Origin of the sequence: Vescimonas fastidiosa, assembly GCF_018326305.1 — a bacterium.
GTDB lineage: Bacteria > Bacillota > Clostridia > Oscillospirales > Oscillospiraceae > Vescimonas > Vescimonas fastidiosa.
This window is the reverse complement of sequence record NZ_AP023416.1, coordinates 401,027-417,118: the sequence shown is the minus strand read 5'-3', so window position 1 is coordinate 417,118 and position 16,092 is coordinate 401,027. Positions and strand designations below refer to the sequence as shown.

15 protein-coding genes are annotated in these 16,092 nt (G+C 61.8%); 4 read left to right on the top strand and 11 right to left on the bottom strand.

The window, feature by feature from the left end; genetic code table 11:
- Nucleotides 1-54 precede the first annotated feature (54 nt).
- From recO to KI236_RS09150, 8 genes are all read right to left on the bottom strand, one after another.
- The gene (gene recO / locus KI236_RS09185) at nucleotides 55-813 is read right to left on the bottom strand and encodes a DNA repair protein RecO (protein ID WP_212821343.1); all 759 of its coding nucleotides are present in this window, start codon (nucleotides 811-813) and stop codon (nucleotides 55-57) included.
- Nucleotides 814-1,166: 353 nt separating this feature from the next.
- On the bottom strand, nucleotides 1,167-2,069 hold the full coding sequence (gene era / locus KI236_RS09180; protein ID WP_212821341.1) for a GTPase Era: 903 nt from the start codon (nucleotides 2,067-2,069) through the stop codon (nucleotides 1,167-1,169).
- 27 nt (nucleotides 2,070-2,096) lie between these two features.
- Nucleotides 2,097-2,672, bottom strand: coding sequence for a GNAT family N-acetyltransferase (locus KI236_RS09175; protein ID WP_212821339.1), 576 nt, complete (start codon nucleotides 2,670-2,672; stop codon nucleotides 2,097-2,099).
- Between the two features lie 17 nt (nucleotides 2,673-2,689).
- On the bottom strand, nucleotides 2,690-3,340 hold the full coding sequence (locus KI236_RS09170; protein WP_228738134.1) for a DUF1287 domain-containing protein: 651 nt from the start codon (nucleotides 3,338-3,340) through the stop codon (nucleotides 2,690-2,692).
- A 473-nt stretch (nucleotides 3,341-3,813) separates the two neighbouring features.
- Nucleotides 3,814-4,308, bottom strand: coding sequence for an rRNA maturation RNase YbeY (gene ybeY, locus KI236_RS09165; protein ID WP_212821335.1), 495 nt, complete (start codon nucleotides 4,306-4,308; stop codon nucleotides 3,814-3,816).
- Nucleotides 4,305-5,264 carry a PhoH family protein gene (locus KI236_RS09160; protein WP_212821333.1) on the bottom strand — a complete coding sequence of 320 codons (960 nt, stop codon included), beginning with the start codon at nucleotides 5,262-5,264 and terminating at the stop codon, nucleotides 4,305-4,307. Before KI236_RS09160 ends, ybeY begins: the two co-directional genes overlap by 4 nt.
- A gap of 11 nt (nucleotides 5,265-5,275) precedes the next feature.
- Complete coding sequence (locus tag KI236_RS09155; protein ID WP_212821331.1) at nucleotides 5,276-6,472, bottom strand: sporulation protein YqfD; 1,197 nt, start codon at nucleotides 6,470-6,472, stop codon at nucleotides 5,276-5,278.
- Nucleotides 6,473-6,754, bottom strand: coding sequence for a YabP/YqfC family sporulation protein (locus KI236_RS09150; protein ID WP_212821329.1), 282 nt, complete (start codon nucleotides 6,752-6,754; stop codon nucleotides 6,473-6,475).
- Nucleotides 6,755-7,397: 643 nt separating this feature from the next.
- Here KI236_RS09150 and KI236_RS09145 point away from each other — a divergent pair.
- Nucleotides 7,398-8,291 (top strand): sporulation protein, encoded by an 894-nt coding sequence (locus KI236_RS09145; RefSeq protein ID WP_212821327.1) that lies wholly within the window; start codon nucleotides 7,398-7,400, stop codon nucleotides 8,289-8,291.
- A 42-nt stretch (nucleotides 8,292-8,333) separates the two neighbouring features.
- Here the strand turns inward: KI236_RS09145 and feoB are convergent, their stop codons facing one another.
- Nucleotides 8,334-10,322 carry a ferrous iron transport protein B gene (gene feoB, locus KI236_RS09140; RefSeq protein ID WP_212821325.1) on the bottom strand — a complete coding sequence of 663 codons (1,989 nt, stop codon included), beginning with the start codon at nucleotides 10,320-10,322 and terminating at the stop codon, nucleotides 8,334-8,336.
- 127 nt (nucleotides 10,323-10,449) lie between these two features.
- Between feoB and KI236_RS09135 the strand changes: the two genes are divergently transcribed.
- The gene (locus KI236_RS09135) at nucleotides 10,450-11,736 is read left to right on the top strand and encodes a LysM peptidoglycan-binding domain-containing protein (protein WP_212821323.1); all 1,287 of its coding nucleotides are present in this window, start codon (nucleotides 10,450-10,452) and stop codon (nucleotides 11,734-11,736) included.
- A gap of 357 nt (nucleotides 11,737-12,093) precedes the next feature.
- Here KI236_RS09135 and truA read toward each other — a convergent pair whose 3' ends face one another.
- Both truA and KI236_RS09125 read right to left on the bottom strand, forming a co-directional pair.
- Complete coding sequence (gene truA, locus KI236_RS09130) at nucleotides 12,094-12,831, bottom strand: tRNA pseudouridine(38-40) synthase TruA (RefSeq protein ID WP_212821321.1); 738 nt, start codon at nucleotides 12,829-12,831, stop codon at nucleotides 12,094-12,096.
- Nucleotides 12,832-12,896: 65 nt separating this feature from the next.
- A complete protein-coding gene (locus KI236_RS09125; protein WP_212821319.1) occupies nucleotides 12,897-13,514 on the bottom strand; it encodes a LysE/ArgO family amino acid transporter in 618 nt (205 codons plus the stop codon).
- A gap of 107 nt (nucleotides 13,515-13,621) precedes the next feature.
- Here KI236_RS09125 and KI236_RS09120 point away from each other — a divergent pair, with 107 nt between their 5' ends.
- Complete coding sequence (locus KI236_RS09120; RefSeq protein WP_212821317.1) at nucleotides 13,622-13,948, top strand: winged helix-turn-helix transcriptional regulator; 327 nt, start codon at nucleotides 13,622-13,624, stop codon at nucleotides 13,946-13,948.
- Between the two features lie 9 nt (nucleotides 13,949-13,957).
- Nucleotides 13,958-16,012, top strand: a complete 2,055-nt coding sequence (recG, locus tag KI236_RS09115) for an ATP-dependent DNA helicase RecG (RefSeq protein ID WP_212821316.1) — start codon at nucleotides 13,958-13,960, stop codon at nucleotides 16,010-16,012.
- The last annotated feature ends 80 nt before the right edge of the window (nucleotides 16,013-16,092 follow it).

Sequence of the window (16,092 nt, the reverse complement as noted above, 5' to 3'; positions counted from 1 at the left end):
TGCCCTACAAGGTGTTGCGTTATCGGGCCCTGGCGGACAGGGTCGCCCGTTCTCTCAAATAAGTATTGCCTTATAATACCCCAGCGTCCGAAAGCTCCGCTCCAGTTGCGCCGCGGCGAAGCCCTCCGCCGCCCTATCCAGCAGCTCCAAATCCTCCGGCCCCAGGGTGAAGCTATACAGCCTCCGGCTCGGTCCGTGGAGGATGTGCTCCAGCGCCGTCACGCACGCCGCCGACAGGGGAAGCTTCTCCCCGCTCCCCTCGCCGCATTTACGGCAGTGTACCACGCCCTGCACCGCATCCAGCACCGGGTCCCGGGCCGTCTCTGCCCCGCACACGGCGCAGCCGTCGCATAGCGGCTCAAACCCCGCCAAAGCCAGCAGCCGAAAGGTAAACGCCGGCTTCACCAGGGCCGGGTCCCTGCCCAAATTTCCCAGGGCGTACAGTCCGTTGAGCAGTAGCCGCAGCAGCTCCCCGGCCTCCGTTTCCTCCCCGGCCACGAATTCCGTCAGCTCCGCCAAATAGGCCGCCAGCGCAAACCGCACCAGATCCTTTTGCAGCCCCGAAAACAGCTCCTCCGGCTCCGCCGCGTCCAGGTAGTACCAGTTCCCCCGCCGGTACAGCGTCATTTCCGACCAGGCAAAGAGCTGGCAGGCCGCGGCCAGGCGGCTGTTTTTCCGCCGAGCGCCCCGGGCGATAACGGAGATCTTCCCCATTTCCGCCGTAAGCACCGTGAGGATCTTGTCCGTCTCCTTCGTGTCCGTGTCCCGCAGGATCAGCCCGTGGGTGACGGTTTTTCCTTGTTCTCCCGGCATATCTCGTCCTCCCGGGCCCGGTACAGCATATAAAACTCCGGCGCCCCCGTCTCCAAAAATAAGCTCCAATAGTCCTCCACAGCCGCCGCCTCCTTTTTGAGGTTAGCTTGCCGTAGAGCCGCCGTTTTCATCCGTGGAAAGTTCTGGCTCTTTGCCCTTCGCCGCAGCGAAAAGCCTCGCAGAGTTCGCGTCCGCAGACGCGAAAAATTGAGATCATTTTTCACCGCGACATGCGCGTGGGGAAAAATACCTCTCAGGCTGCCAGTGTGGAATTTTGCCGCTCTGCGGCAAAATTATGCGCGCAGCAGACTGCAATCCTTTTGGCATAAAATTCCGAAGGAATTTTAGCCAGCTTAATTTTCGTTGTACCCCTGGCTGCGAATGAAGTTCACATTGTCTCTCCAATTCTCCTTCACCTTCACCCAGGTCTCCATGTAAACCTTCGTGCCCATGAACTTCTCAATGTCCCGCCGGGCCAAGGAGCTGATGCGTTTGATCATCTCCCCGTTTTTGCCGATGATAATGCCCTTGTGGCTGGCCTTTTCACAGTAGATGGTCACATCCAGGTCGATAATGCCGCTGTCCCGCTCGGAAAACCGTGTCACCTCCACCGCCGTACCGTGGGGGATCTCCTTGTCCAGGCACAGCAGCATCTTCTCCCGCACCGTCTCGGCGCAGACCTGGCTGTCGGCCTGGTCGGTGGTCATGCCGTCGGGGAAAAGCTGGGGCCCCTCCTGGGCGTAGCCCGCCAGCAGGCCCATCAGCTCCTCCAGCCCGTCACCCTTTCGCGCCGAAATGGGTACGATAGCCGCGAAATCCGGGTAAACCTCGCTGTACGCGGCGATCACCGCCAGCAGCTCGTCCTTTTTGGCAACGGTGTCAATTTTATTGATGCACAAAATGCACGGCAGCTTCTCCTCCCGGATGCGCTCCAGCAGGATCTTCTCCGGCTCCCCCACATGGGCAATGGGCTCCACCAGCAGCACCGCGCACTCCACATCCGCCAGGCTCTCCCGCACCACCTTCACCATGTAGTCTCCCAGCCGGGACCGGGGCTTGTGCAGGCCCGGGGTGTCCAGCAGCACAAACTGGGTGTCCCCCCGGTTCACCACCCCGTAAATACGGTTTCTCGTGGTCTGGGGCTTATTGGATACAATGGCGATCTTCTCCCCCACCAAGGCGTTGGTCAGGCTGGACTTGCCCACATTGGGCCGTCCGCACACGGTGATCATAGCGGTTTTTGTAATGTTACTCATAGGTGATCCTCTCTTTCGAGCAATTTTTTATGTAAAATCCATCTTCACATCCGTAAACGGGACAATATTCGCCTGCCCCGCCTGGTGCTGACCGATGATTTTTTCCATCCAGATCATATCATACCACCGCCCGAATTTGTACCCGCAGGCGGTAAAGGTCCCGATTTTTTCAAATCCCAAATGGGCGTGGAAATCGGCGCTGTTGGTGCTTAAATATTCATCGTCCCCTTCCCGGGGATAGCCGATGCAGGCGTAGAGATTCAGCACACCCATAGCCCCCAGAGCCTTCTCCATGGCCTCATACAGTGCCCGGCCCAGCCCGCGCTTTCGGGCCTCCGGGTCTAAGTAAATGGTCAGCTCGCAGGCCCAGTCGTAGGCAGCCCGGCCCACGAAGGCCCCGGCGTAGGCGTACCCCGCCACGCGCCCGTCCACCTCCGCCACCAGATAGGGGTAGCGGCGCATAGTGCGCTCCATCCGCCCCCGGAACTCCTCTGGGTTCGGCACGGTGTATTCAAAGGAAATGGCCGTTTTCTCCACATAATATCCGTAAATCTCCACCAGCCGCGGCGCGTCCTCCGGCACCGCCCTGCGAATGCTCACCATTTAAATCCCTCCTTCGCTCAGCTCATCCGATAGTGCCCCACCAGGTCGTCCCGGTGCTCCAAAATGTCCTCCTCGTAAAAGAGCTGCAAGGGACTGCCGTTGTGCAGCACAAAGGCCACGCCCCTGCCGTTGCGCTTGTCCGACACAATGCCGATGTGGTTCTCGAAGATCACAATGTCCCCGCCCTGCCACTGGCCGATGTCGTAAATGTCCGTGGTCAGCGCCGTGGCGGTGTGTTGAAAAAACACCTTGAGATTCCGCACCCGCCGAAAGTCGATGTTCGCGTCCACCGGGTCAATGTTGTAGCGGTCCCCATGGGCCAAAACATCCTCATGCACCAGCTCCATCAGGTCGTACCCGGCCCCCAGCAGCCCAAAGGCCACCACATCCGTGCAGACCCCGTACCCGTCGTCCGGGTAGCCGGTGGCGTAATACTTGCTCTTGTACTTGGGCCGGGTGGCAAGATAGGCCCGGACAGACTGCAGAATATCCGTCTGGTCGTCCACTCCGTCCCCGTCCCGGTCCACTTGGCTGCTGTAAGTCTCAATGCCGAATTTCTCGTTAGTATACTTCGGATGCGGCAAATAGTTAAAGCGATACAGCACATAAATCAAAGCCAGCGCCAAAACCGCCAGAGAGCCCAGCAGAATTCCTTTCTTCTTCGTCATACCGCCGCCCTTTCTCCGCATCTTTTGTATAAAACTCCTCCGTAGGGGCGACCCTTGCGGTCGCCCGCCCATTGCACCTCTTGTTGCGCTTCCGTAGGGGCGGACGCCTCTGTCCGCCCGGGCGGGCTTGTACCGCACTCACGGCAGGGCACACGGGCTCTGCCCTACAAAATGCTCGGCTGTAGGGCGGGACCTATGTGTCCCGCCGCACACCGCACCCCTTAAATACCATGTCATTGCGAGGCCAGTGCGCACACTGGCTGTGGCAATCCGCATCCCCCGTCCCCTTGGCCCCCTTGCCTAAAGGGGGCTGTCACGGCGAAGCCGTGACTGGGGGATTCCTCACCGCATCGCACTCCTTGTAACCCCTCCGTAGGGGCCGATGCCCACATCGGCCCGCCGTACCGCACTCCTTGTAATGTGTCATTGCGAGGCCAGTGCGCACACTGGCTGTGGCAATCCGTTCCCCCGTCTTACCTTTCCAGCCCCAGCAGGGCCATGATGGCTTCCTCCCGCTCCCGCATCTGCTTTTTCATCGCCCCCTCGTCCAGGTGGTCATACCCCAGCAGATGCAGCACCGAGTGGGTCACCAGGTACGCCAGCTCCCGCCGCTTGGAGTGGCCGTACTCCTTGGCCTGGGCCGCCACCCGTTCCATGGACAGAACCATGTCCCCCAGGGGGATAAGTCCCGTCCCCGGGTCTGCGTCCTCCTCTGTGGGCAGCTCCCCCGGTCTCAGGTCAAACTCCGGGAAGCTCAGCACATCCGTGGGCCTGTCCACATTGCGCATATCCAGGTTGATCTGATAGATGCCCTCGTCCCCGGTCAAAAGCACATCAATTTCGCACGGCAAGGCCATCCCCTCCGCCGCCAGGGCCGTGCGGATGGTTCGGCGTATCAGCGCGCAGTTCCCCTCCGACGCCGCCCCGGGCACATCGGCGGTAACGGGTATATAGTGGGTCTTTCTCATTTCTTTTTCCTCTCCTCAAACCTCGCGTAGGCCTCAATGATCCGCTGCACCATAATGTGCCGCACTACATCGTTTTGGGTGAGGCGGCAAATGCCCACTCCCTCCACGCCGTCCAGCACCCGCATGGCCTCCTTCAGGCCGCTGGGCTTGTCGCTGGGCAGGTCGATCTGGGTCACATCGCCGGTGATGACCACCTTGGACCCGAAGCCCATTCTGGTCAGGAACATTTTCATCTGCTCCCGGCTGGTATTCTGGGCCTCGTCCAGAATGATAAAGCTGTCGTCCAGGGTACGCCCCCGCATATAGGCCAGGGGCGCCACCTCGATGTTGCCCTTTTCCAAATACTTCTGATAGGTCTCCGGCCCCAGCATATCAAACAGGGCGTCGTACAGGGGCCGCAGGTAGGGGTCCACCTTGCTCTGCAGATCTCCGGGCAGAAAGCCCAGCCGCTCTCCGGCCTCCACCGCCGGGCGAGTGAGGATAATACGGCTGACCTCCTTCTCCCGGAAGGCCGCCACCGCCGCCGCCACGGCCAAATAGGTCTTGCCCGTGCCCGCCGGCCCCACGCCGATGGTCACCGGGCAGGCCTGAATGGTCTTTATGTAGTCCTTCTGGCCGATGGTCTTGGGCTTAATGGGGCGGCCCTTGGCGCTGATGCACACCACATCCCTTGTCAGCTCGTCAATGCGGTCTAATTGCCCGCTGCGGCACAGGCCGATCACATAGCGCACATGCTGCTCGCCCACATTCTCCCCCCGGGAGATGAGCCGCAGCAGGGCCTCAATGGCCTTTTCCGCCAGCATAGTGTCCTCCGGCTCCCCGGTGATGATAAGCTGCTCCTCCCGGTTTACCACGGACACATGAAATTCATTTTCCAAAATGCGAATGTTTTCGTCAAAGGAGCCGAAAAGGCTGACAGCCTCCTCCATGCGCTCCAAGCTGATGCGCTGTTCCATGCGCTCCCTCCTTAGTTGCTCTCCTCCGCCTGCACCTGCACCGGCAGGCCGATCTGCTCCAGGCACTCCGCCTGCATGAGTACGATCAGATTCTCCCCCTCTGTTTTTGAGGAGAATTTCGTCTCCGTAATGCGCCCGGTGTCCCGGAGCTGCCGGCGGAGCTGCTGCACCAGAAGCGTCTCCCCCTCCTTCTGGGCCTGCTCCCGGCTGCGCCGCACCTGCTGCGGTGCATAGACCGTCACAGTCTCCCGCACCAGGGTGATGGGCAGCCGCAGTCCCCCCGGCAAGGTCAGCGGATGATAATATGTTATTTTATCACAGTTCGGGCCGCTTATGCTACCCCTGCCCCACAATTTTATTCTTTTTTTGCCAATATCCACGGATATAGCCGTCTTTTCCCGCCGCTCCCCGCTCTTTTCCGCAATGGCCAGGGGCACGGAGACGGAGAGGTCATACCAGGTCCGGGCCTCCACGGTGCCCAGGCTGTGGGTCATGTAGGTGCTGCCTTCCCGGGATTCATATACCCCCGTCACCAGCAGCTCCCCCGCCGTCACGGTGCTGCCCGCCGACACCAGGGCCTTTCCGTCCAGGGCCTGCACCCGGGTCACCAGGCCGTCCCGGGCGGACACAATGTTCCACACCCCGTCCTTTTCGGCAATTTCCGGCGGCCGCTGCCGCTCCACCACCTGCACATGGGCCACGCACCCCTTCACATTCACCGTCAGCCACGACAGGTCACCTACCTCCAGCAGCACATGGTTGCGCATATCCTCCTGGTCGATGTGCAGTCCCGGAGAGCCGATGGTGATGCCGTAGTTTTCCAGGGCCCGGAGCACCGTCTCCGTGGGTACGGTTTCATTTCCGCTGACCCGGAATTCCCATATAAAGAGGTTTCCCCCGAATAAAAGCAGCCAAAACGCCGCAAACCCCGCCAAAAGCACATACCGGGTGCGAAACCGTTCCCATAGGACCGGCGCTCCCCGCCGCCGCAGCACCGTCACCTCCGCCCCGGCCACGGCGCCGATCTCCTGCAAGGTCTCCACCTGGGGCAGCAAAAGCCACAGCCGAAAGCAAATTTCCGACTGCCAACGCAGTCCCCAAAACACCACCCCCCGGCTCCCCAACAGATTCAGCACCCGCTCCGGGCAGGCGCACTGCACCTCCGCCAAGGCGCTGCCCCGCAAAAAATGGACGGTTTTTTTATACATTTATTTCATCAGCTCCACTTGCTCAATGTGTCCCGTCAGCCGCAGCTCCGAGTCCGTCATAGCCGCCAGCTGCAAATTCTCCCCCTTGATGCGCACCGTAAGGCTCCCTCCGGACACGGCCACCTCCTCCGTGCTGTAAGCGATGACGCCCCGGTGCCCGGCCATATAGAGCTGCCTGTCTCCGTACAGCTCCACCTGCGGCACCCCCGCTGCCACCTCTGGCGGCAGATCCAGCCGCTCCACCGCCTCCTGCCCCACCTGGGAGATTTTCCGCCTCTGCATACCCCAACCTCCTGCATTTTATAACTGTCCTTGCCAAGCCGGTGCGCACACCGGCCGTGGCAACCCGCATCTCCCGTCCCCTCGGCCCCCTTGCCTAAAGGGGGCTGGCACGGCGAAGCCGTGACTGGGGGATTCCTCACCTCACCGCACCTCTTGTAACGCTTTCGTAGGGGCGGGGTTCTCTTGCCCACCGTCGTGCCAACCGATTCCCGGCCACTATCGCGGCCGCCAATCGGGGCACTTCCTCGAAATCACCTCGCTGCATCCGCCACTGGCGGCGCTTCGCCGATTTCCCCGCCCGTTCTTCCGCGTCCCTTGTAACGGACGCGGGGCGATGTGGGCATCGCCCCCTACGAAATCCTATCGGTAAACCCTCCGTAGGGGCCGATGCCTACATCGGCCCACCCCACCGCACTACTTGTAATGTGTCATTGCGAAGCCAGTGCGCACACTGGCTGTGGCAATCCGTACCCCGTCCCATTCGTAGGCCCGGACGACTCTATCCGCCCGCACGCCTGCACCGTTCCGCTTGCAAATCCTATGCCCCGGGAATAGAAAACTTGCCTGTCCGGGGATAGACAAACCGAAACCAGGCAAGCCCCGCGGCCCCGGCGCATAGAGTGATGCCGAAGGGGGCGAGGCCGTGACAAGACGAAAACTGTGGGCTCTGATTTTGGTGTCCGTCATGGTGCTGCTGCTGTGGCGCAGTGCCGTGGCGGCGGAGGCGGTGCGGCGGGGACTGACCCTTTGCGCCCGGTCGGTGATTCCGGCGCTGTTTCCCTATTTTGTGGTGTCGGGACTGTTCATTTCTTTGGGCTTTGCCGACGGGGTAGGGCGGCGGCTGGAGCCGCTTACCCGGCGGCTTTTCGGGGTGGGCGGGGCCGGAGCCTCGGCTTTTTTCCTGGGTCTTTTGGGCGGCTACCCGGTGGGTGGGCGCACGGTGGGCCAGCTCTATCGGGCGGGCCGACTCTCCAAAGACGAGGCGGAGCGGCTGCTGGCCTTTTGCAACAATGCAGGACCCTCATTCATTTTGGGCGTCGTGGGGGTGGGCTGCTTCGGGAGCCTGCGCACGGGGATTTACCTCTATCTCGTCCATGCCTTTTCGGCGGTTTTGGTGGGAATTTTATTCAGAAAAAAAGCCCCGGTATCGGGGCAAAAAGTCAGGCATTCCGCGGCTTTTGAGCCCATAGCGGCCTTTGTGCGCGCCGTGGGGGAGGCGGCGAAGGGGATGGTGCAGCTGTGCGGCTTCGTGGTGTTTTTCCTTGTTATTTTAGCCCTGATCACGGACCTGACCGGGCTAAACCACCCGGTCCTTTTGGGCCTGGCGGAGCTGACCACCGGAGTCACCGCCTTGGAGGGAAGGCCGGGGGATCTTGTGTGGGCGGCGGCGCTTCTGGGCTGGGGCGGGCTGTCCGTCCACGGACAGACGGCGGCGGTGCTCAGCGACACGGACCTGGGCCTGGGCCGGTACTTTCTTGGAAAAATCTTGCAGGCGATCTTCTCCGCCGGGGTGGTGACTTTTGGGGAGATTTGGTGAAGCATCGGTGCCGTTTCGGTGACGAAAACCCTGCCGTAACGGCTACGGAACGATGCAGAAAAGCCCGTGGAGCAGGCAGCAGGTGAAAAGTCCCCAAAAAAGGGATAGGAGCATCCCCACCAGGGTCCACTTTTTGCTGCCGGTTTCTCGCAGCAGGGTCAGGCAGGTGGTGCCGCAGGGCAGGTGGAAAAGACACAGCACCGCCGCGCACACCGCCGTCTGCCACGACCAGCCGTGGGAAAGGAGGACAGCCCCCAGCCGGAGGGTATCCACCTCCGCCATGACGGAGGTGGAGAGGTAGCCCATGGCCAAAATAGGGAGCATGATCTCGTTGGCGGGAAAGGCCAGGAGGAAGGCCAGCAGCACCATACCGTCCAGGCCCATGAGACCCCCCAGGGGCTGAAGGAAATCGGCCAGGACGGTGAGCAGAGGCCGGCCCGATACGGTGAGATGGGCCAGCACCCAAATCAGCGCCCCGGCAGGCACGGCCACCGTCACCGCCCGGCCCAGGACGAAAAGGGTCCGATCCAGCAGGGAGCGGACCAGGACCCGCCCCACCTGAGGCAGGCGGTAGGGGGGCAGCTCCAGAGAGAAGGAGGAGATCTCACCCCGCAGGAGGGTGCGGGAGAGGAGCTTGGAGGAAAGGAGGGTCACGAGCACAGAAAAAACAATGATGGCCAGAAACAGGCCCGCTCCCAAAAGCCGACGAAGGGGCCCGGCGGTATTTCCCAGGAAAAACAGGGTCAGCAAGGTCACCAGGGTGGGAAAGCGGCCATTGCAGGGCACGAGGGAATTGGTGAGCTGGGCCGTGAGCCGCTCCCGGGGAGAGTCGATGATGCGGCAGCCGGTGACGCCGCAGGCGTTGCAGCCGAAGCCCATGCACATGGTTAGGCTCTGGCGTCCGTGGCCTCCGCAGCGGCAGAAAAGACCGTCTAAATTAAAGGCAACCCTTGGCAGATACCCGGCATCCTCCAAAAGGGTAAACAGAGGGAAAAAGATAGCCATGGGCGGCAGCATCACCGCCACCACCCAGGCGGTGGTGCGGTAGACCCCGTCGCACAGAAGGCCCCGGAGCCACTCCGGCGCGCCCAGGGCGGAGAGGCCCCGGCCCAAGGGCTCCAAAAGGGAAAAGAGCGTCTTCTGCAAAAAGGCAGAGGGGGCGGCGGCTCCCCAAATAGTGAGATAGAACACGGCTCCCAGCAAAAGAAGCATGGCGGGGATGCCCACCAGGCGGCCCGTAAAGAGCCTATCCAGGCGGCGGTCCAGCCGGTGGGGCGGCTTGCGCCAGCGCTGGCAGGCGGCGGCCACGGCTTCGGCCCGGCGGACCCGGGCGGCGGTGACGGCATCCCGGAGAGGGCGGCCCGTGAGAGAGCCTAAGGTCTCCCGGGCCCGGGCCAGAGCGGACTCCTCCTCGGGCCGGGGCGACACCTCCTCGCACAGCAGCAAAAGGCCCCGGTGCCGGGGACAGGGGAGTTTGGAGAGGGCGGCTTCAACAGGCTCGGGGTAGACGATACGCCAGGAGTCCGGAGTCTCCGGCCGGGCGGCCTCTTCCACAAGGGCGGCGGCCAGGGCGGAAAGACCCCGGCCGCTGCGGGCGGCGGTGCCGATGACCGGGCAGTTGAGCCGTTGAGACAGGGCGGAGAGGTCTGTCTCTACCCCCTCCTTTTCCGCTTCGTCCAGAAGATTCACGCACAGGACCAAGCGGGGCGTGATCTGCCGAATTTGCAGCACCAGGCTCAGGTTCCGGGCCAGGCAGGTGGCATCGGCCACGGCCACGGTCACATCCGCCGCCCCGGAGAGGAGATAGTCCCGGGCTATCTCCTCCTCCGGGGAGTCGGCGCTGAGGGAATAGGTGCCGGGCAGGTCCACCAGGCGCACGGCGGTGTCTCCGACCCGAAAGCCCCCCTCCGCCGAGGCAACGGTCTTTCCGGGCCAGTTGCCGGTGTGCTGGTGCAGACCCGTGAGGGCGTTGAACACCGTGGATTTGCCCACATTGGGGTTTCCCGCCAGGGCGGCTGTGATTTCTTTCATGTGCGCTCCCCCTTGCCCCATTGATTTTCCACCCATTGTATGCCGGGGAGGTGGATGAAGTGTCTATTTAAGCGGGGGGGTGCATATACTGCTGCGTGCTGCAAAGCAGCCGGGAGGAGGATGAACATTGAAAATTCATGTGGTGAAAAAGGGAGAGACGGTTTTATCCATTGCCCGACAGTACGGCGTGTCCCCCGGGCTGCTGCAAAGGCAGAACCAGGTGCCGCCGGACGGGGCCCTGGTGCCGGGGCAGACCCTGGTGGTGCAGGAGGCAGAAAAGACCCACACCGTCCGGCCGGGGGACACGGTTTGGTCCATCGCAAGGCGGTATGGCATCACGGTACGGGCACTCTATCAGAACAACATCTTCTTACAGGGACAGGGGCGACTGCAGCCGGGGGAGGAGCTGGTGATCTCCTACCGGGCGGAGGGCAAGGCCGGGCCCCTGGGGGTGAACGGGTACGCCTACCCCTTCATAAACGGCGACCTGCTGCGCCAGGAGCTGCCGTACCTGACCTATGTGACCCCCTTTACCTACGGCATCGGGCCGGAGGGGGAGCCGGTACCCCTGCGGGATGAGGGGATTCTGGCGGCGGCGGGGCAGTACGGCGTGCTGCCGTGGATGCATCTGTCGTCCCTGACGGAGGAGGGGTGGTTTTCGTCCAGCCGGGCAGAGGTGCTGCTGAAGAGCAGCCACCGGCAGGAGGCGCTGCTGGAGCAAATTAAGGAGATTTTGAAGGAAAAGGGCTACGGCGGCGTAGATGTGGACTTTGAATACCTGCAGCCGGGGCTGGCAGGGGCCTACACAGCCTTTATAGAGCGGCTGCGGCAGGAGCTGAACAAGCTGGGCTACACGGTGCAGGTGGCCCTGGCCCCGAAAGTCTCCCGGGGGCAAAAGGGGCTTTTGTACGAGAGCCACGACTACGCGGCCCTGGGCCGGGCTGCCAACGGGGCGCTGCTGATGACCTATGAATGGGGCTACAGCGCCGGGCCGCCTATGGCCGTGGCCCCCCTGGACAAGGTGCGGCAGGTGGTGGACTATGCGCTGGGAGAAATCGAGGCAAAGAAGCTGTTTTTAGGGGTGCCGGTGTACGGGTATGACTGGCCGCTGCCGTATAGGCAGGGAGCGACCCGGGGTGTATCCGTCGCGCCCCAGGAGGCCCTGGACCTGGCACGGCGGCAGGGGGCGGAGATCCAATTCGACGAGACGGCCCAGGCACCGTGGTTTCGCTACACGGCGGCAGACGGGCGGGCGCATGAGGTGTGGTTTGAGGATGCCCGGAGCAGCTATGCAAAGTTCCGTTTGGCGGCGGAGAAGGGCTTGCAGGGTGTGGGCCTATGGAACCTGATGCGCCCGGCGGTGCAGACCTATTTGGTGCTGCACGGGGGATTTGAGATCGAGGAGGTGCGGTGAGGAATTCAGTCCCCTACGGAGGCGCAACAAGGAGTGCGGGGGAGCGGGACGATGTGGGCATCGTCCCCTACGGGCACATAACAAGAGGTGCGGGGAAGGAATCCCCCAGTCACGGCTGCGCCGTGCCAGCCCCCTTTAGGCAAGGGGGCCGAGGGGACGGGGGACGGATTGCCACGGGCGCAAAGCGCCCTCGCAATGACAGGGGGTTTTACATGGGGTGCGGTACAGGGATACAAAAACAGGTGAGCCGATTTACTCACCTGTTTTTTATCATGTTCTTTTTTAAGGCAATTCCGCATAATTGGACAAGAGCGATTTGTGAGTAAATTTTGCGACCTGATAAGGTGCGGTGTTGCCTTAATAATCCACCTTCATCAGGCACAGGCCCTCCGGGGGGGCGGTGGGGCCGGCGAGCTTGCGGTCTTTACTATCCAATATTTCCCGGACATAGGCCGGCTCCCAGCGGCCACGGCCCACCTCCAACAGGGTACCCACCAGGATGCGGACCATATTCTGCAAAAAGCCGGTGCCGTGGAAAGTGAAAAGGATGCGGTCCTTGCGCTCCTCGATTTGAATGGTGTCCACCAGGCGGACGGTGGATTTTTTCATCCGGGGGTTGCCGCAGAAGGCCCGGAAATCGTGCTCACCCCGGAGAATTTCCGCCGCCTGGCGCATTTTTTCTATATCCGGGGAGAAGTCCAGCAGGGTGACATATTTGCGGTCGAACACGGGCTTTACGGGGCCGGTGAAGCAGGTGTAGCGATAGGTCTTGCCCAGGGCGTTATAGCGGGCGTGAAAGCGGTCGGACGCCTCCTTCACCTCCCGGACGGCGATGGAGTCCGGGAGATAGCGATTCATATAATCCCGAATCTCCTCCGGGGACCGGCGCACATCCAGGCGGACGCTGGCCACCATAGCCCGGGCGTGGACCCCGGCATCGGTGCGCCCGGCGCCGATGAGGTCCACCGGGTGACCCTGGAGACGCTCCAGGACGGTTTCCAATTTTCCCTGTATGGTTTCTTTATCCGGCTGGTGCTCCCAGCCGAAAAAGCGGGTGCCGTCGTAGGCCAGTGTTAATTTATAATTTTTCTCCATAAAATGCCCCTCCGTTTCTACTATAATCATAGCAGAAACGGAGGGGCTTGAACAGTCTTATTTTATTACAGCCAGCCCATGAGCTTTACAAAGCTCCACAGGAGCTTGCAGCCGTAGAAGATAATCACCGCGCCGCAGACCTTATTGATGATATTGAGAACTTTCTCATTGAACTTGCTGCCCAGCAGGGACACCACCGTGGAAAGGGTCAAAAACCACAGGATCGAGGCGCTGCCGAAGCCGAAGATGAAGGGCAGATCGCCCCCGACCGGGAGGGTGGCCCGGAAGGCGCCCAGCATCATGGTGCCGTCGATCAGGGCCTGGGGATTCATCCAGGTGACCACGAAGGCGGTGGTGAACAGCTTCCAAATGGGGATATTCACATCCTTGCCGCCCTCTAAGCTGGCCTTGGCTCGGAGGAGGCCGACACCGATATAGATGACGATGAGGCTGCCCAGGCCCAGGATGACCTTTTGCAGCCACGGCACCGCCTGCATCAGCGCTCCCGCGCCCAAAAAGCACGCAACGCCCAGGGACACATCCCACAAAATAACGATGAGGGCCGTGATATACACCCGGCTGCGCTTTTGGGTCAGGGCGGAGTTGATAACAAACAGATTTTGCAGGCCGATGGGGGCCACATACGCAAGGCCCATGGTGAGGCCCTGGAGATAGATGTGCATAATTTCCTATTTACTCCTCTTTTCTTACTTGGTATAATCAGTATAGAGCATTTCGGGAAAAATGCAAGAGAGCAGATTATCCTGTGTAGGTAAGGAGGAGCTTACTTATGGGTCACTATGACTGTCCCTGCATGGAAAAATGCCCCCTGCAGCACGCTATGCTGCTCATTGGCGGCAAGTGGAAGGTGCAGATCCTCTGCGCGGTGTGCAATGCCGGCTCCATCCGCTACAACGCCCTGCGGGGAAAGCTGGACGGGGTGAGCAACACGGTGCTGTCGTCGGCTCTGAAGGAGCTGGAGCGGGACGGACTTATCCAGCGGCAGGAGTTTTTGGAGGTGCCGGTGCGGGTGGAATACCGCCCCACGGAGCGGTGCCGGACGCTGCTGCCCATCCTGGAGGCCCTGTCGGACTGGGCGGAAGAGGACATGAAGTGAGGTGGCAAAATGGCGGATTTGCAGACGGATGTGCGCTATATAAAGGGCATCGGCGAGGCCCGGGCCAAGGCCCTGTCTAAGCTGGGCATTGGGACGCTCCAAGACCTGATCGGCTATTTCCCCCGGCGGTACGAGGACCGGACCATGACCCGGGCCATCCGGGAGCTGGAGCTTGGGGAGACGGTGTGCGTCCGGGCTATGATCGCAAATGACCCCGTGGCCAGCCGCATTTCCGGCGGACGCACGGTGGTGAAGGCCCGGGCCGTGGATGACAGCGGCGCCCTGGACCTGACCTTTTTTAACCAGGAGTACCGAAAAAACAGCCTGCACCGGGGCGAGACCTATATTTTCTGCGGCAAGGTGGAGGGGAATCTGCTGGCTCGGCGGATGATCAACCCCATTGTGGAGCAGGAGGGGCAGCAGGTGCTTACAGGGCATATTGTGCCCATTTATCCCCTCACCGCCGGGGTGAGCCAAAATCTTCTGTACAAGGCCGTGGGCCAGGGGCTGACCGAGTGCCGCCATCTGCTGGCAGACTGCCTGCCGGACGCGGTGCGGCAAGAACATCAGCTGTGCCACAGCGGATACGCCTATGAGAACATCCACTTTCCGGCGGACGCGGAGGCTCTGACTCTGGCCCGGCGGCGAATGGTGTTTGAGGAGCTGTTTATCCTCTCCTGCGGGCTGCAGATGCTCCGCTCCCGGCGCACGGATGTGGCGGGGCCTGCCTGCAAGGCGGCAGACATGGAGGAATTTTACCGGGCCCTCCCCTTCCCCCTTACGAAGGCCCAGCGCAGAGCCATTACGGAGGCGGTGACGGACATGGAATCCGGGCGGCCCATGAATCGGCTGTGCCAGGGAGATGTGGGCAGCGGCAAGACCATGGTGGCGGCGGGGTGCGTGTGGTTCGCCGCCCAAAGCGGATGGCAGTCGGCCCTGATGGCCCCTACGGAAATTCTGGCCCGGCAGCACTACGAGAATCTCGCGCCGCTATTTGAAAAATTCGGACTCCGGTGCGCCCTGCTTACCGGGTCCACCAAGGCCAGGGAGCGGCGGGATATTTTGGAAAATCTGACCCTGGGGAGCATTGATCTGTGCATCGGCACCCACGCCCTGCTGACGGAGGATGTGTCTTACGCCCGGCTGGGACTGGTGATTACCGACGAGCAGCACCGCTTCGGGGTGAACCAGCGGGCGGCCCTGGGGCAGAAGGCGGAAAATCCCCACATGCTGGTGCTGTCCGCCACGCCCATTCCAAGGACGCTGGCGCTGATCATCTACGGCGATTTGGATGTGTCGGTGATGAACGAGCTGCCCCCGGGGCGGCAAAAGGTGGACACCTTCGCCGTGGGCGAGAGCTACCGGCAGCGGGTGAACCAATTCATCCGCAAGCAGGTGGAGGCGGGGCATCAGGTATTCATCGTATGCCCGCTGGTGGGCCAGGAGGACCACATCCCCGACGAGCGCAAGGCCGCCGCAGCCTACGCCAAAAAGCTGCGGGAGGAGGTATTCCCGGATTTGCGGGTGTGTCTGCTCCACGGGAAGATGAAGGCCAAGGAAAAGGAAAAGGTCATGGAGGACTTTGCCGCCGGAAACGGGGACATTTTGGTGGCCACCACGGTGGTGGAGGTGGGCGTGGATGTACCCAACGCCACCTGCATGGTGGTGGAAAACGCCGAGCGCTTCGGTCTTTCGCAGCTGCACCAGCTCCGGGGCCGGGTGGGCCGGGGACAGGCGAAAAGCTACTGCATTTTGCTCTCGGAGCACCCGTCGGAGGAGACGAAGCGGCGGCTGAAGGTGATGACCAAGACCAACGACGGCTTTGAAATTTCCCGGGAGGACCTGGCCCTCCGTGGGCCCGGCGACTTCTTCGGCCAAAGGCAGCACGGGCTGCCGACGCTGAAAATTGCCGACCTCAGCTGCGACATGGCGCTATTGGACGAGGCCCAGCAGGCGGCAAAGGGCTGGATGGCCCAGGACCCTGGGCTGGAAAAGCCTGAGAGCGGGGCGCTGCGGGCAAGGATCGAGACGCTGTTCGCGGTGAAGGCGGAGGGATTAAACTGAATCTGACGAAAAAACTTCGTTTTTTCTGCCAAAGAGATTGCAGTCTGCGGACGCGAACTCTGCGAGGCTTTGGGAGTATA

What these genes read in the sequence shown, in the direction of transcription:
- recO (WP_212821343.1), bottom strand. Translation starts at nt 813, where the DNA reads ATGCCGGGAGAACAAGGAAAAACCGTCACCCACGGGCTGATCCTGCGG.
- era (WP_212821341.1), bottom strand. Translation starts at nt 2,069, where the DNA reads ATGAGTAACATTACAAAAACCGCTATGATCACCGTGTGCGGACGGCCC.
- KI236_RS09175 (WP_212821339.1), bottom strand. Translation starts at nt 2,672, where the DNA reads ATGGTGAGCATTCGCAGGGCGGTGCCGGAGGACGCGCCGCGGCTGGTG.
- KI236_RS09170 (WP_228738134.1), bottom strand. Translation starts at nt 3,340, where the DNA reads ATGACGAAGAAGAAAGGAATTCTGCTGGGCTCTCTGGCGGTTTTGGCG.
- ybeY (WP_212821335.1), bottom strand. Translation starts at nt 4,308, where the DNA reads ATGAGAAAGACCCACTATATACCCGTTACCGCCGATGTGCCCGGGGCG.
- KI236_RS09160 (WP_212821333.1), bottom strand. Translation starts at nt 5,264, where the DNA reads ATGGAACAGCGCATCAGCTTGGAGCGCATGGAGGAGGCTGTCAGCCTT.
- KI236_RS09155 (WP_212821331.1), bottom strand. Translation starts at nt 6,472, where the DNA reads ATGTATAAAAAAACCGTCCATTTTTTGCGGGGCAGCGCCTTGGCGGAG.
- KI236_RS09150 (WP_212821329.1), bottom strand. Translation starts at nt 6,754, where the DNA reads ATGCAGAGGCGGAAAATCTCCCAGGTGGGGCAGGAGGCGGTGGAGCGG.
- feoB (WP_212821325.1), bottom strand. Translation starts at nt 10,322, where the DNA reads ATGAAAGAAATCACAGCCGCCCTGGCGGGAAACCCCAATGTGGGCAAA.
- truA (WP_212821321.1), bottom strand. Translation starts at nt 12,831, where the DNA reads ATGGAGAAAAATTATAAATTAACACTGGCCTACGACGGCACCCGCTTT.
- KI236_RS09125 (WP_212821319.1), bottom strand. Translation starts at nt 13,514, where the DNA reads ATGCACATCTATCTCCAGGGCCTCACCATGGGCCTTGCGTATGTGGCC.
- KI236_RS09120 (WP_212821317.1), top strand. Translation starts at nt 13,622, where the DNA reads ATGGGTCACTATGACTGTCCCTGCATGGAAAAATGCCCCCTGCAGCAC.
- recG (WP_212821316.1), top strand. Translation starts at nt 13,958, where the DNA reads ATGGCGGATTTGCAGACGGATGTGCGCTATATAAAGGGCATCGGCGAG.